10 protein-coding genes, 1 pseudogene and 2 riboswitches are annotated in these 14,462 nt (G+C 66.5%); of the genes and pseudogenes, 5 read left to right on the forward strand and 6 right to left on the reverse strand.

Annotated elements, in window-relative coordinates:
- Positions 1–248: 248 nt before the first annotated feature.
- From ACQKQA_RS14550 to cobW, 4 genes are all read right to left on the reverse strand, one after another.
- A complete protein-coding gene (locus ACQKQA_RS14550; RefSeq protein ID WP_427558521.1) occupies positions 249–851 on the reverse strand; it encodes a vWA domain-containing protein in 603 nt (200 codons plus the stop codon).
- Between the two features lie 53 nt (positions 852–904).
- Complete coding sequence (locus ACQKQA_RS14555) at positions 905–1,912, reverse strand: ATP-binding protein (protein WP_427558524.1); 1,008 nt, start codon at positions 1,910–1,912, stop codon at positions 905–907.
- Positions 1,913–2,030: 118 nt separating this feature from the next.
- Positions 2,031–5,804: a cobaltochelatase subunit CobN gene (gene cobN, locus ACQKQA_RS14560; protein WP_427558527.1), complete on the reverse strand. Its 3,774-nt coding sequence runs from the start codon at positions 5,802–5,804 to the stop codon at positions 2,031–2,033.
- A 3-nt stretch (positions 5,805–5,807) separates the two neighbouring features.
- Positions 5,808–6,875, reverse strand: coding sequence for a cobalamin biosynthesis protein CobW (cobW, locus tag ACQKQA_RS14565; RefSeq protein WP_427558530.1), 1,068 nt, complete (start codon positions 6,873–6,875; stop codon positions 5,808–5,810).
- A gap of 96 nt (positions 6,876–6,971) precedes the next feature.
- Positions 6,972–7,170: riboswitch (cobalamin riboswitch) on the reverse strand.
- Between the two features lie 105 nt (positions 7,171–7,275).
- A riboswitch (cobalamin riboswitch) is annotated at positions 7,276–7,498 on the forward strand.
- Positions 7,499–7,595: 97 nt separating this feature from the next.
- Here cobW and ACQKQA_RS14570 point away from each other — a divergent pair.
- The 4 genes from ACQKQA_RS14570 (at position 7,596) to cobM (ending at position 9,736) form a co-directional block, all read left to right on the forward strand.
- The gene (locus ACQKQA_RS14570) at positions 7,596–7,784 is read left to right on the forward strand and encodes a CbtB domain-containing protein (RefSeq protein ID WP_427558533.1); all 189 of its coding nucleotides are present in this window, start codon (positions 7,596–7,598) and stop codon (positions 7,782–7,784) included.
- Between the two features lie 11 nt (positions 7,785–7,795).
- Complete coding sequence (locus ACQKQA_RS14575; RefSeq protein WP_427558535.1) at positions 7,796–8,497, forward strand: CbtA family protein; 702 nt, start codon at positions 7,796–7,798, stop codon at positions 8,495–8,497.
- The gene (locus ACQKQA_RS14580; RefSeq protein WP_427558538.1) at positions 8,494–8,907 is read left to right on the forward strand and encodes a cobalamin biosynthesis protein; all 414 of its coding nucleotides are present in this window, start codon (positions 8,494–8,496) and stop codon (positions 8,905–8,907) included. The genes ACQKQA_RS14575 and ACQKQA_RS14580 overlap by 4 nt, the downstream gene beginning before the upstream one ends.
- Before the next feature lie 82 nt (positions 8,908–8,989).
- Positions 8,990–9,736, forward strand: coding sequence for a precorrin-4 C(11)-methyltransferase (cobM, locus tag ACQKQA_RS14585; protein ID WP_427558541.1), 747 nt, complete (start codon positions 8,990–8,992; stop codon positions 9,734–9,736).
- 157 nt (positions 9,737–9,893) lie between these two features.
- On the opposite strand, the gene nfuA is transcribed toward cobM, so the two are convergent.
- Together nfuA and ACQKQA_RS14595 are read right to left on the reverse strand one after the other, a co-directional pair.
- On the reverse strand, positions 9,894–10,478 hold the full coding sequence (nfuA, locus tag ACQKQA_RS14590) for a Fe-S biogenesis protein NfuA (RefSeq protein ID WP_427558544.1): 585 nt from the start codon (positions 10,476–10,478) through the stop codon (positions 9,894–9,896).
- A gap of 162 nt (positions 10,479–10,640) precedes the next feature.
- A complete protein-coding gene (locus ACQKQA_RS14595; RefSeq protein WP_427558547.1) occupies positions 10,641–12,932 on the reverse strand; it encodes a fatty acid cis/trans isomerase in 2,292 nt (763 codons plus the stop codon).
- Positions 12,933–13,089: 157 nt separating this feature from the next.
- Between ACQKQA_RS14595 and ACQKQA_RS14600 the strand changes: the two are divergent.
- Positions 13,090–14,376 (forward strand): annotated as a pseudogene (locus tag ACQKQA_RS14600) (homocysteine S-methyltransferase family protein); the annotation flags it as partial.
- Positions 14,377–14,462: the final 86 nt, after the last annotated feature.

Raw genomic sequence — 14,462 nt, forward strand, 5'->3', positions numbered from 1 at the left:
AAGCCCCAAAACCGCTGTGTACTTCTGCATAAACCGCCCTTGAACTCTGCTTTCCATTACCCCGCGCCACTCAGGCTTGCGGGGGGTTGGAATGCTAGAGAGCGCAAGACAGCGCAGTCTTTAGGATAAGTCCTAAAAGACAACTCAATGACTCGAAAATACCGCGTTTACTGTAGGAGCGCAGCGTGCGCGCGAAGCAGGCGCCGCGGTGGGTCAGGCGCGACGCCGTCGCCTGCAAGAGAGGGACCTCAAGGCCCGTCGATATGCCGGTACTGGGCGTCGATTTGCTGCGCCAGTTCGCGAGCGCGGCCGAGGCGGATCGGGCCGCGTTCGATGTCGATCAGCAGGGTCGGGCAACCCAGGCCCGCCAAGGGCGGCAGGGTTTTCAGGCGACCGTCGGTGAGCAGCAACACCCGCTGCTGCTCGGCCGGATAGCGTTTCTGCCTGGCGACCAGCCACTGCCCTGCTTCGGCCAGGGCCGCCAGCAACGGCGTGCCACCGCCCGCCCCCAGGCCGTCGAGCCAGCCCCGCAGGTCCTTCGAAGCCTTCAGCCCCTGCACCTGCCAGTTCGGCGCGCGGCCGCTGGCGGTCAGCAGCGCCAGGCGCGTGCGCTGACGGTAGGCATCGTCGAACAGTTGGGCCAGCAGCCCCTTGGCATCGCTCAACGCCTGGTGGCGGCGGGTCGAGGCCGAGGCGTCGACTATTACCAGCCACAGTTCATGGGGCGAACGGCTGCGCAGGTGCCACAGCAGGTCCTCGCGCTGGCGCGGCCGGCCGTTGAGCAAGCTGCCCGGCCAGTTGATCGAGCCTTGGGCGGCCGTGCGGCTGCGACCTTGCCGCCCCTTGTCCAACCGTCCGGCACGGGGTTTGGCATTCGCCCCCGCGTCGGACCGGGGGCGAATGCCTAGGGCTTTTTTGGCCAGCTCGGCACTTCACGGCGGGCGCCGGTGGGCAGCGCCTGGGCCGGCAATTCGCCCCATTGGCCCTGGCCTTCGGCGGGGCTGCTGGAAGGCGCGGCAGATGACGGGCCCGGCGCCGGCGGCTGCACCGCGCTCGGCGGGTTGTCGCGGCGGCGATGGCGCAGGGCGAATTCGGCCACCGCCTCGATGTCCTGTTCGTCGATCACCCGGGCCCCACGCCAGGCGGCATGGGCCCGGGCAGCCCGCAGCCAGACCAGGTCCGCGCGCAGGCCGTCGACGCCGGCGGCGAAACAACGCTCGGTAATGCGCTCCAGCGCCCGGTCGTCCAGTTCGATGTCCGCCAGCAACTGCCGTGCCTGCTGGCAGCGTTCGCGCAATGCTTGCTGCTCGGCCGCCCACTGCTCGCAGAAACTCTGGGGATCGCTGTCGAAATCCAGGCGCCGGCGGATGATCTGCCCGCGCTGGCCCGGCGGCGTCTGGCCGCTCATGGCCACATTCAGGCCAAAGCGGTCCAGCAACTGCGGGCGCAGCTCGCCCTCTTCCGGGTTCATGGTGCCGATCAGCACGAACTTCGCCGAATGCCGGTGGGAAATCCCGTCGCGTTCGATCAGGTTGGTGCCGCTGGCGGCCACGTCCAGCAGCAGGTCCACCAGGTGGTCCGGCAGCAGGTTCACTTCATCGACATAGAGCACCCCGCCGTCGGCCTTGGCCAGCACCCCGGGGGAAAACTGCGCCCGGCCTTCACCCAGGGCCGCATCCAGGTCCAGGGTGCCCACCAGGCGCTCTTCAGTGGCGCCCAGGGGCAAGGTAACGAACGGCCCGCTCGCCAAAAGGTCCGCCAGGCCCCGGGCCAGGGTGGACTTGGCCATGCCCCGCGGCCCTTCGATCAGCACCCCGCCGATCTTCGGGTCGATGGCCGTCAGGCACAGCGCCAGTTTCAGGTCATCGGCGCCGACCACGGCGGACAGCGGGAAATGTGGGGTATCGCTCATGTCGGTTCTCGGTTCGGTCGAGTCTGGTATTGGCTGGGAGGCCCTCATCGCGGGCAAGCCTCGCTCCTACGGAAGTGCGGTGCTTTTTCCGCGTTCGAGGACGCAGTCCTCGTCTGCGTCAGCCATCTTCTTCGATGTCCAGCAACAGGTTTTCCAGGGCCTCGCGGTATTCACCCGGCTCCTGCCACATGCCACGCTGCTGGGCCTCGAGCATACGCTCGGTCATGTCGCGCAACGCCGGGGGGTTGTGCTGCCGGATAAAGTCGCGGGTCGCCGGGTCCAGCAGATAGGCATCGGCCAGCAAGGCGTACTGGTGATCGTCGATCAACTGGCTGGTGGCGTCGAAGGCGAACAGATTATCCACGGTGGCGGCCATTTCAAAGGCGCCTTTGTAGCCGTGGCGCTTCACCCCTTCGATCCACTTCGGATTGGCCGCCCGGGAGCGGATCACCCGGTTCAGTTCCTCCTTGAGACTGCGGATCTTCGGCAGGTCCGGCTGGCTGTGATCGCCATGGTAACTGGCGGCCTGGGCGCCGCTCAGGCTCTCCACCGCCGCCAGCATGCCGCCCTGGAACTGGTAATAGTCGTTGGAATCCAGCAGGTCGTGCTCGCGGTTGTCCTGGTTCTGCAGCACCGCCTGCACCTGGCTCAGGCGCCGGGCGAACTGACCACGGGCCGCGGTGCCCTCGTCGCAGCCGCCATAGGCATAGCCGCCCCAGTTCAGGTAGACCTCGGCCAGGTCCTCGCGGCTCTGCCACAGCCGGCCGTCGATCGCGCCCTGCACGCCGGCGCCGTAGGCCCCGGGCTTGGCGCCAAAGATGCGCCAGCCGGCCTGGCGCCGGGCCGCCTCGGCGTCCAGCCCGGACTGCTCCAGCGCCTGGCGCTCGGCCCGGACCTTGGCCGCCAGCGGGTTGAGGTCGTCCGGTTCGTCCAGCACCGCCACCGCCTGCACCGCGGCGTCGAACAGCCGGATCAGATTGGCGAAGGCATCGCGGAAGAACCCGGACACCCGCAGAGTCACGTCCACCCGCGGGCGGTCCAGCAGGCTCAGCGGCAGGATCTCGAAATCGTCGACCCGCTGGCTGCCGGTGGCCCACACCGGGCGCACGCCCATCAGCGCCATGGCCTGGGCGATATCGTCGCCGCCGGTGCGCATGGTCGCCGTGCCCCACACCGACAGGCCGAGCTGACGCAGGTGGTCGCCATGATCCTGCAGGTGCCGTTCGAGAATCAGGTCGGCCGACTGGAAGCCGATGCGCCAGGCGGTGGTGGTCGGCAGGTTGCGCACGTCCACCGAGAAGAAATTGCGCCCGGTGGGCAGCACGTCCAGGCGTCCGCGACTCGGCGCGCCGCTAGGGCCGGCCGGCACGAAACGCCCGGCCAGGGCGTCCAGCAGGCCGCCCATCTCCGCCGGGCCGCAGGCATCCAGGCGCGGCGCCACGGTTTCCCGCAGGCTGTCGATGATCGCCTTCACCTCGCCCCAACCGGGCTCCTGCAACTGCTCGACCTCGCCTGCCAGCGCCGCTTCGATCAACTGCCCGGCGAACAGCTCCAGGCGTTCCCGCGCATCGCCCGCGGTGCGCCACAGTTGGTCGCTGAGGACCTGCAAGGCCTGGGGCCGGCGCCCGCTCCAGGGTTCGGCCAGGGCGCAGTCCAGCGGATCGAAGCCCAGCTCGAAGGCCTTGGCCAGGGCCCGCAACAGGCTGGACTGCGCGCCTTTCCCATCGCCCCGGGGAATACGCAGCAGCGCCAGCAAGGTGTCGATGCGCAGGCGGCCGACGGGCGACTCGCCGAACACATGCAGGCCATCGCGGATCTGCGACTCTTTCAGGTCGCACAGGTAGGTGTCCAGGCGCGGTAGCCAGAGCGCGGCGTCGGCCTCGCTGTCGAGCTGGCCGTCCAGCTGCAGTTCACGGTCGATCTGGGTCAGGCGCAGCAGCTTGAGAATGTCCTTCTGCAGCTCCCGGGCACGGCGCGGGTCGAGCAGTTGCGCCTCGTAATACTCGTCGGCCAGCAGCTCCAGGTCGCGCAACGGGCCGTAGGTTTCGGCCCGGGTCAGCGGCGGCATCAGGTGGTCGATGATCACCGCCTGGGTCCGGCGCTTGGCCTGGGCGCCCTCGCCCGGGTCGTTGACGATGAACGGATAGATATTCGGCAGCGGCCCCAGCAGCACATCCGGCCAGCAGTTTTCCGACAGGCCCACGCCCTTGCCCGGCAGCCATTCCAGGTTGCCGTGCTTGCCGACATGGATCACCCCGTGGGCGCCGTAGGTCTGGCGCAGCCAGAAATAGAACGCCAGGTAGCCGTGGGGTGGCACCAGGTCCGGGTCGTGGTAGACCGCGCTCGGATCCACCTGATAACCGCGCGCCGGCTGGATGCCGACGAAGGTCAGGCCGAAGCGCAGGCCGGCGATCATCATCCGCCCGCCACGGAACATCGGATCGCTCTGCGGACCGCCCCAGCGTTCCGTCACCGCCAGGCGATTGGCCTCGGGCAGCGCGTCGAACAGCGCCTGGTATTCGGCCAGCGCCAGGCTTTGCTGGCAGGGGCGCAGGTCGAGGCTGTCCAGGTCGTTGCTGACGCCACCGAGCAATTGCTGGATCAGCGCCGTGCCGCTGGCCGGCAGTTCGGCCGGCAGCGGGTAACCCTCGGCGTGCAAGGCACGCAGGATATTCAGCGCTGCCGCCGGTGTATCCAGGCCCACGCCGTTGCCAATGCGGCCGTCCCGGGTCGGGTAGTTGGCGAGGATCAAGGCGATACGTTTTTCGCCGTTGGGCAGCCGCGCCAGTTCGACCCAGCGCCGCGCCAGTTCGGCGACGAAATCCATGCGCTCGGGGGCCGAGCGGTAGCAGACCACGTCCGACTGGCTGCGCTCGCTGCGCCAGGCCAGGTCCTTGAAACTGATGGGCCGGCTGATGATGCGCCCGTCCAGTTCCGGCAAGGCGATATGCATCGCCAGGTCCCGCGGGCCCAGGCCCTGCTCGCTCTCGCGCCAGCCGGGTTCGTTGTCCTGGGCGCAGATGGCCTGGATCACCGGAATGTCGCGGCGGAACGGCCGCAGGTGCGGCGCCTCGGGGCTGGACTGGGCAAAACCGGTGGTGTTGAGGATCACCGCCGCCTGCACTGCGTCCAGCAGGTCCTCGACCACCGTCAGGCAGCCGGGCTCCTTCAGGCTGGCCAGGGCAATCGGCAACGGATTCAGGCCCGCCGCCTGCAAGCGTCGGCAGAACTCGTCGATAAAGGCGGTGTTGGCCGCCTGCAGGTGCGAGCGGTAGAACAGCAGCGCCGCCACCGGCTGGCCGGCCCGCCAGTCGGCTTGCCAGTCGCCGAGGACGGCGCTGCTTTTGTGCGGGTGGTAGATCGTCGTGCGCGGCAGGGTCTGCGGCTCGGACCAGGGGTAATCGCGCCCCAGCCAGCCACTGGCCAGGCAACGGTACAGGTTCAGCGCATTGCCCAGGCCACCCTGGCGCAGGAAGAGCCAGAGGCGCTCGCGGTCCGCAGCGGGCACCGTGCTCAGGTCGCTCAGCTCCGGGTCCGGACGGTCGTCGCCCGGCACCAGGATCAGCTGCACCCCACGCTGCGCCAGCTGCACCAATTGCTCGATGCCGTAGCGCCAGTAGGCGATGCCGCCGTGCAGGGAAATCAGGATCACTTTGGCGTGGCGCAGCACCTGGTCGACATACAGGTCCACCGAGGCATGGTTCTGCACCTGCATCGGGTTGGCCAGGCGAAAACTCGGGTAGTCCTCCGGCAGCTGCCGGGCCGCTTCGGCCAGCAGCGCCAGGCTGGAATCGCCGCTGCACAGGATCACCAGCTCGGCGGGGGTTTGTCCCAGGTCGGCAATGTTGTCATCCGACACGAAACCGCCGGGCTGGGTCCTGAGCAGGTGCATGGCTTACACGCTGAGCGCGGCGCGCAATTGCGCCTCGAGCTGGGCCGCGTCCAGTTCCTGGCCGATCAGCACCAGGCGTGTGGTACGGGCCTCATCAGCCCCCCACTTGCGGTCGAAGTGCTTGTCAAAACGTGTGCCCACGCCCTGGATCAGCAGGCGCATCGGCTTGTTCGGGATCGCCGCGAAGCCCTTGACCCGCAGGATGCCGTGCTTGACCACCAGTTGGGTCAGGGCGTCCAGCAGCAGGCTTTCGTCGGCCTGGGGCAGTTCGATGGAGATGGAGTCGAAGGCGTCGTGATCGTGATCATCGTGATCGTCGCCGTCATGGTGGTGATCGTGATGGCTGTGACGGCCGTCGATGTGCTCTTCCGAACCATTGCCCAGGCCCAGCAGCACATCCAGCGGCAGGCGGCCGCTGCTGGCTTCGATGACTTTCACCGCGGGCGGCAGCTCCTCGGCGACTTCCAGGCGCACCTTGGCCAGGTCGGCCGGGCTGATCAGGTCGGACTTGTTGAGGATCACCAGGTCGGCGCTGGACAGCTGGTCGGCGAACAGCTCGTGCAGGGGCGATTCATGGTCCAGGTTCGGGTCGAGCTTACGTTGGGCATCGACCTGGTCCGGGAAGGCGGCGAAGGTGCCGGCGGCCACGGCCGGGCTATCGACCACGGTGATCACCGCGTCGACGGTGCAGGCGCTGCGGATTTCCGGCCACTGGAACGCCTGGACCAGGGGTTTGGGCAGGGCCAGGCCGGAGGTTTCGATCAGGATATGGTCGAGGTCGCCGCGACGGGCCACCAGCTCGCGCATCACCGGGAAGAACTCTTCCTGCACGGTGCAGCACAGGCAGCCGTTGGCCAGCTCGAAGACCCGGCCGACCGCCTCTTCCTCGGTGCAACCGATGGAGCACTGCTTGAGGATCTCGCCGTCGATGCCCAGCTCGCCGAACTCGTTGACGATCACCGCGATGCGCCGACCCTGGGCGTTGTCCAGCATATGCCGCAGCAAGGTGGTTTTGCCCGAGCCGAGAAAGCCGGTGACGATGGTGACGGGAAGTTTGGCCAGTGTTTTCATCGGATGCCCTTTGGCAAGGTGGCGGGCATACGGGACGAGACCGCGCAGGCAGGTGCGCGCAAGCGTTTCGCCACCGGATCACCCCGCCCGGTTGTAGTGAGAATCAGGTCCGAGGCAGGTCTCCTGGCTGACGGTGCGCCGGTCGCTGGACTGGCGAACGACGCGCCTTCCCGCCGTCTGGCAGTGGCCTTGCACCGTTCATCACCGTTTACAGTTGCGGGGGCAGCCGCGGCTTGGACCGCGTTCCCTTCTTAGCTTCGACCTGTGCCGAAGAACCTCGAGAGCGCAAGGCTACGCAGAGCTTGGGGGGCGGTCAATGTTCATGCCGCACCAGGACCTGCGAATCGTGGTCGAAAACGAGAACCCTTGCCAATTGACGCCCCTCCCTCGCCCATGCTCTCCTACACACCTTGTTACGGGTGCCCTTCACAGGGTGAAACGGGAAACCGGTGCGTCACAGGCCCTAGGCCTTGATCAGTCCGGTGCTGCCCCCGCAACGGTAAGCGAGCGAAGAATCAGATCCACTGTGCCAGCAGTCCGGCATGGGAAGGCGATTCTTGCAGGCCAGGCGCAAGCCCCCGCCCCTCGCGAGCCCGGAGACCGGCCCGCCATACAGTCATAACAAACCCGCGGTGGGCGGGCGCTGTTAATTCCCCGCGGGCCTGTCTCGCGGGGTTTTGCTGCGCTCGATTCAACCGCTGACACCCAGAGGGAAGCGCCATGTCGAGCATCAGCAGCACCAGCCATTCCGCCAGCACCACTACCACCCTGAGCCAACGCCTGGTCGCCGCCATCGGCGCCTCGATCCTGGGCGCGTGCCTGGTGTACTTCGCCGGCTTCTCCCATATCGAAGCGGTGCACAACGCCGCCCACGATACCCGTCACAGCGCTGCCTTCCCTTGCCACTGAGGCCTGCCGAGATGATCAAGCGAATCGCGCAAACCGCAGGTTTCACCGGGTTGCTGGCGGCCCTGCTGCTGACCCTGCTGCAGAGCTTCTGGGTCGCCCCGCTGATCCTGCAGGCGGAAACCTACGAAAAAGCTCCGGCCGCCGCCGAAGTGCATGAACACGCCGCCGGCACCGCCGCCCATAGCCACGACGCCGAAGCCTGGGAACCGGAAGACGGCTGGCAGCGCGTGCTGTCCACCACCGGCGGCAACCTGGTGGTCGCCGTGGGTTTCGCCCTGATGCTCGCCGGCCTCTACACCCTGCGCGCGCCGAACCGCACGTCCCAGGGCCTGCTCTGGGGCCTGGCCGGTTATACGACCTTCTGCCTGGCGCCCACCCTGGGCCTGCCGCCCGAGCTGCCGGGCACCGCCGCCGCGGACCTGGTGCAACGGCAGGTCTGGTGGGTCGGCACCGCCGCCTCCACCGCCGTCGGCATCGCCCTGATCGTCTTCGCCGGCCATTGGCTGCTGAAAGTGCTGGGCGCGGCCATCCTCGCCGTGCCGCACCTGATCGGCGCGCCGCAGCCGGAAGTGCATTCGATGCTTGCGCCAGAGGCCCTGGAAGCGCAGTTCAAGATCGCTTCGCAGCTGACCAACGCGGTGTTCTGGCTGGCCCTGGGCCTGATCAGCGCCTGGCTGTTCCGCCGCAAGAACGACGATCAGTACTCCGCATGACCGATCTCGGCACCGCGCCGACCCTGGTGGTCGGCCTGGGCTGCCAGCGGGGCTGCCCGGTGGAAACCTTGCGCGCCCTGCTCGACCGGACCTTGCTCGCCCACCGCCTCGACCGCGGGCAGATCAAGGCCCTGGCCAGCATCGACCTGAAACGCGAGGAACCCGGCCTGCTGGCCCTGGCCGCGCAACTGGAGCTGCCCCTGACCTGTTTCAACAGTCAGCAACTGGCGCCTTATGCCCCGCAGCTCAGCCATCGCTCGGCGATTGCCTTTGAGCACACGGGTTGCTATGGGGTCGCCGAAAGCGCCGCCCTGGCCCTGGCCGAACACCTGGCCCGACGCCCGCCAAGACTGCTGGTGCCGCGGCAGAAATGCCCCCAGGCCACCCTCGCCGTGGCCTGTTGCAGGTAAAACCCCGATAATCCCCGCCGCTGATCATGAGCAATCTTCATCTGTGAGGTTGCATCGCCCCCTTTTTTCCCAGGAGAACGCCATGACCGTCTTTTTTATCGGTGCCGGTCCCGGCGACCCGGAACTGATCACCGTCAAGGGCCAGCGGCTGATCCACAGCTGCCCGGTCATCATCTATGCCGGCTCCCTGGTGCCCGAAGCCGTGCTGCAAGGCCATCGCGCCGAGCAGGTGGTCAACAGCGCCGAGCTGCATCTGGAACAGATCATCGAACTGATCAAGGACGCCCATGCCAAGGGCCAGGACGTGGCCCGGGTGCATTCCGGCGACCCGAGCCTGTATGGGGCCATCGGCGAGCAGATCCGCCACTTGCGCGAGCTGGGCATCCCTTTCGAGATCATCCCCGGCGTGACCGCCACCGCGGCCTGCGCGGCCTTGCTCGGGGCCGAACTGACCCTGCCGGACGTGGCCCAGAGCGTGATCCTCACCCGCTACGCCGACAAGACTTCGATGCCCGCCGGCGAGGAGTTCGCCAGCCTGGCCGCCCACGGCACCACCATGGCCATTCACCTGGGGGTCAACCATCTGCCGAAGATCGTCGCCGACCTGCTGCCCCACTACGGCGCCGACTGCCCGATCGCCGTGGTGCACCGGGCCACCTGGCCGGACCAGGACTGGGTGCTGGGCACCCTGGCGGACATTGCCGAGAAGGTAGAAGCCAAGGGCTTTCGGCGCACAGCGCTGATCCTGGTGGGCCGGGTGCTGGCCACGGACGCTTTCAGCGAGTCGTCGCTTTATCGCGCCGGGCATGCGCATTTGTATCGCCCCTGAAAAGCATCGCGGGCAAGCCTCGCTCCTACAGAAGCATGCGCATGCCCTTGTAGGAGCGAGGCTTGCTCGCGATCCAGGCGATACGGAGCAACTGAAATCACAGGCATAAAAAAACGGCGCTCACGGGGCGCCGTTTTTTCGGTTCGCAGCGAACGCCTTAGTAGTAGGCGTTTTCTTTCTGCGTGTGGTCGGTGACGTCACGTACACCTTTAAGCTCCGGAATGCGCTCGAGCAGGGTGCGCTCGATGCCTTCCTTCAAGGTGACGTCGGCCTGGCCGCAGCCCTGGCAACCGCCGCCGAACTGCAGCACGGCGATGCCGTCGTCCACCACGTCGATCAGGCTGACCTGGCCGCCGTGGCTGGCCAGCCCCGGGTTGATCTCGGTCTGCAGGTAGTAGTTGATGCGCTCGTTGATCGGGCTGTCGGCGTTGACCATCGGCACCTTGGCGTTCGGCGCCTTGATGGTCAGTTGGCCGCCCATGCGGTCAGTGGCGTAGTCGACTACCGCGTCGTCGAGGAAGGCTTCGCTGAAGCCGTCGATATAAGCGGTGAAGCTCTTCAACCCCAGCGCCTTGTCGTCGGGCTTTTCTTCGCCCGGCTTGCAATAGGCGATGCAGGTCTCGGCGTACTGAGTCCCGGGTTGAGTGATAAAGATGCGGATGCCGATCCCGGGAGTGTTCTGCTTGGAGAGCAGATCAGCCAGATAATCGTGGGCGGCGTCGGTAATGGTAATAGCGGTCATGGAAATTCCTCGCAGGCGTGGGCGCAGTTTACGCCAATCGGCGTGCCGGACAAAGTCCTAGTATTTTTGTCGGGATAGACCTTGGTCGATAGGCCTATCCGGAATGGGCCGGGCCGGAACCTGAGGGCTCCGGCCCGGAATTTCAAGGTGCTGCGCAAGCCTTCAGAGGTTCTCGTAGCGATTCATGTCCAGCACACCCGCCTCTTTCGGATCGGTTTCGAGGATGTAGCGGGTCTGGTCATGGAAGTACTGCCAGAACTGCGGATGGCTGCGGCGGATGCCCCAGCGCTCGACAATCTTCTCGAAGCGGTGAGCATCCTTGGCGTTTTCCATCTGCGCGACGAAATCCGGCACCTGCTCGGCGGGAATATTGAACATGAAGTTCGGGTAGCTGCTGAGCACGCCCGGGTAGATGGTCAGGGTGTCCAGGCCCGGCTGGTAGCGCAGCGACTCGCCCAGCAGGAACGCCACGTTACTGTGGGCGCGGTTGCGCAGCATGCTGTAGAACACCCGCTCGCCGTTCGGCGCCTCGATCCGCAGCATGGTCGCCTCCGGCAGCAGGTCGATGACCCGCATTCCGGCCGCCGGGCGCGACACCAGGCGGCTGAGGGCCTGCTCGGCGTTCTGCAGCGCCGGGTCGATGTTCGGCCGCGAGCAGTAGGCACCGTCGCAGCGGTTGATCGGATCGGGTCGGGCATTGAGGTCGCCATAGCGGCTCAGCAACTGGTGGGCGAAGTCGCGTTTCGGATCCTTCTCGTCCAGGGCCAGGGCGCTGGCCTTGCTGTCGTCGATGGACTCGTAGTCCAGCCACATCTTGAACTTGCCGCTGTTCTGGTACCAATCGTCGAGGAACCCTTCACGGGTGCCGGCAGGCATCAGGCGCAGGAAGTTCTGCTCGGCGCCGTTGCGGATCAGGTCGAAGTACAGCCGGGTCTGCGCCTGGTGCGAAACGTTGCCGAACACGTCGAAGTTGACCGCCAGCTGATAGTAGGTGCGCTCCAGCAGCGGGTAGTCGAACAGCCACATGGTCTGCGGCACTTCACCGATCAGGCCCTTGGTCACCGAGGCGCTGTCGAAGTGGCGGAAGATGCTCAGCAGCGCATTGTCGTTGCCCGCCCACAGGGTCGACCAGCTCGGCGCCTGGGCTTCGGCGTAGGAGTCGCGGCGCAGGACTTCGTATTCGTTGCGCTTGTCGCGATAGGCCAGCCACAGGCTCAGGACGCTGCCGACGTCGTCGTTCTGCCCGGGCATGGCCAGCAGCGGCGTGGCCTGGCCGCGGTAGGCCGGGTCGGTGATGTAGAGGTCGTGTTCGGGGGCCTGGAACAGCGCCCAGAAGTTGTCGCGGATCACGTCGGTGGCGATCTGCCCGCGGCACACCGGGCCTCGGATAAAGGTGCGCACGAAGTACTCGGCGTTATCCAGCATGAACTGGTAGCGGGCCTTGGCCGGGATCGCCTCGAAGGTCTCGAACGGGTTGGCGCGGCGGCCCGGGCCGTAACCTGGCAGCGCAGTGACCTGATAGTCGCCGTTGTAGAACAGGGTCTTGACCCGCGCCATCTTCGCCGCGCTCAGCGGGTAGGTGATGTGGGTCTTGTGCACGATCACCCCTTGCACCGGCCACAGGCGGTAGTACACCTGGGTGCCCGGGTCGTCGTTCGGCCGGCGGGTATTGATCAGGTCGATCGGCTGGCCGCTCGGCGTGCGCGAACGCACCCACTGGAAGAAGTGCCCCGGCTCGCCGCCTTCGAAGTAGATATGGGCCAGGAACCAGTGCTCGAACAGCCAGCGGGCCACCAGGCTTTCCCGGGCGCCCGGGGCATTGAGCAGGTTTTCCCACTGCAGCACCTGCATCGCTTCCTTGGCGCTCGGCGCCAGGCCCTTCTCGTCGATCGGCGCGCCGGAAGCCAGCCAGCGTTGCAGGGTCTGGTATTGCTGATCGGTGAGCCCCGTCACCGCCAGTGGCATGCCTTCGCGCGGGTGGACACTGGCATAACCGGCGAATTCGGCCGGTTGCGCGCACATGTTCTCGCGGTTCAGGCCCAGGACAATGTCCTCCGGCAGCTTGGCGTTGGGTTGCAACGGCGTCTTGTGGCCCAGCTCCAGCATGCGCGCCATGAGCGCCGCCTGGTTGCCCTGGGCGTCGAGCACCGAGTAGAAGCCCATCTTCTGCCAGGCCTGCTTGCCGGAGGCGTCGTAGAACAGCCGGGTCGGTGCCTGCGCCTTGCTGCGTTCGCCGTCGTACACCGGGATCTTCGAGGCGCCGCGCGCCGCCCCTTCGCCGCTGCCCAGGTTGAGCTGGCAGGCCGAGTCGTAGCAGGCATGGCAGGCCACGCATTTCTCGGTGAAGATCGGCTGGATATCACGGGTGTAGGAGATCGCCGGCGCGGGACCCTGGGCGCCGGCGGCTGAACTTAAAAGCAGCAACAGGCTGCCGATGACGAGGCGGTAAGACATATCCCTGGTCCAATCCAATCAGAAAATCCGCCGATTCTACCGGGCCAGCCCCGGCTTCAACATGAGCGATATTCATGCAAAATCGCTCCATGCTCTAAAAGCGCACAGGTTTGCTATGATCCTCGCCCTCCGTAATGGCCCTTCCAGGTAGTCTTTCATGTCCGATCGCAGCACGCGCCTCCAAGCCCTTCAGCAAGCCCTCAAAGAGCGCATCCTGATTCTCGATGGCGGCATGGGCACCATGATCCAGAGCTACAAGCTCGAGGAGCAGGACTACCGCGGCAAGCGCTTCGCCGACTGGCCGAGCGACGTCAAGGGCAATAACGACCTGCTGGTGCTGACCCGTCCGGACGTGATCGGCGGCATCGAGAAAGCCTACCTGGATGCCGGCGCCGACATCCTCGAGACCAACACCTTCAACGCCACCCGGATTTCCATGGCCGACTACGGCATGGAAGAGCTGGTCTACGAGCTCAACGTCGAAGGCGCGCGCCTGGCGCGCAAGGTGGCCGACGCCAAGACCCTCGAGAACCCGGACAAGCCGCGCTTCGTCGCCGGCGTCCTGGGCCCGACCAGCCGCACCTGCTCGCTGTCACCGGACGTCAACAACCCCGGCTACCGCAACGTCACCTTCGACGAACTGGTGGAGAACTACACCGAAGCCACCAAGGGCCTGATCGAGGGCGGCGCCGACCTGCTCCTGATCGAGACCATCTTCGACACCCTCAACGCCAAGGCGGCGATCTTCGCCGTGCAGGGTGTGTTCGAAGAGCTGGGGGTCGAGCTGCCGATCATGATCTCCGGCACCATCACCGACGCCTCGGGCCGCACTCTGTCCGGCCAGACCACCGAAGCCTTCTGGAACTCGGTGGCCCACGCCAAGCCGATCTCGGTGGGCCTGAACTGCGCCCTCGGCGCCCGGGAACTGCGGCCCTACCTGGAAGAGCTGTCGGACAAGGCCAGCACCCACGTGTCGGCGCACCCCAACGCCGGCCTGCCCAACGAATTCGGCGAATACGACGAACTGCCGGCGCAAACCGCCAAGGTCATCGAAGAGTTCGCCCAGAGCGGCTTCCTCAACATCGTCGGCGGCTGCTGCGGCACCACCCCGGGGCATATCGAGGCCATCGCCAAGGCCGTCGCCGGTTATGCGCCGCGGCAGATCCCGGACATTCCCAAGGCCTGCCGCCTGTCGGGCCTGGAGCCGTTCACCATCGATCGCCAGTCGCTGTTCGTCAACGTCGGCGAACGGACCAACATCACCGGCTCCGCCAAGTTCGCCCGCCTGATCCGCGAGGAGAACTACACCGAGGCCCTGGAAGTCGCCCTGCAGCAGGTCGAAGCCGGCGCCCAGGTGATCGACATCAACATGGACGAAGGCATGCTGGACTCGAAGAAGGCCATGGTGACCTTCCTCAACCTGATCGCCGGCGAGCGTCAGGTCCGTAGCCGTGCGGATCACAAGGAGTCCTTCAATGCCGTCCCTCGATAGCCTGAAAACCCTTAAAACCCTGGAAATCGACGACAAGA

Source organism: Pseudomonas sp. NPDC089530, assembly GCF_050280705.1.
In the GTDB taxonomy this organism is placed as follows: domain Bacteria; phylum Pseudomonadota; class Gammaproteobacteria; order Pseudomonadales; family Pseudomonadaceae; genus Aquipseudomonas.

Bases quoted from the DNA above. Each gene is read 5' to 3' on its own strand.
- ACQKQA_RS14555 (WP_427558524.1), bottom strand. From the start codon at position 1,912: ATGAGCGATACCCCACATTTCCCGCTGTCCGCCGTGGTCGGCGCCGAT.
- cobN (WP_427558527.1), bottom strand. From the start codon at position 5,804: ATGCACCTGCTCAGGACCCAGCCCGGCGGTTTCGTGTCGGATGACAAC.
- cobW (WP_427558530.1), bottom strand. From the start codon at position 6,875: ATGAAAACACTGGCCAAACTTCCCGTCACCATCGTCACCGGCTTTCTC.
- ACQKQA_RS14570 (WP_427558533.1), top strand. From the start codon at position 7,596: ATGTCGAGCATCAGCAGCACCAGCCATTCCGCCAGCACCACTACCACC.
- ACQKQA_RS14575 (WP_427558535.1), top strand. From the start codon at position 7,796: ATGATCAAGCGAATCGCGCAAACCGCAGGTTTCACCGGGTTGCTGGCG.
- ACQKQA_RS14580 (WP_427558538.1), top strand. From the start codon at position 8,494: ATGACCGATCTCGGCACCGCGCCGACCCTGGTGGTCGGCCTGGGCTGC.
- cobM (WP_427558541.1), top strand. From the start codon at position 8,990: ATGACCGTCTTTTTTATCGGTGCCGGTCCCGGCGACCCGGAACTGATC.
- nfuA (WP_427558544.1), bottom strand. From the start codon at position 10,478: ATGACCGCTATTACCATTACCGACGCCGCCCACGATTATCTGGCTGAT.
- ACQKQA_RS14595 (WP_427558547.1), bottom strand. From the start codon at position 12,932: ATGTCTTACCGCCTCGTCATCGGCAGCCTGTTGCTGCTTTTAAGTTCA.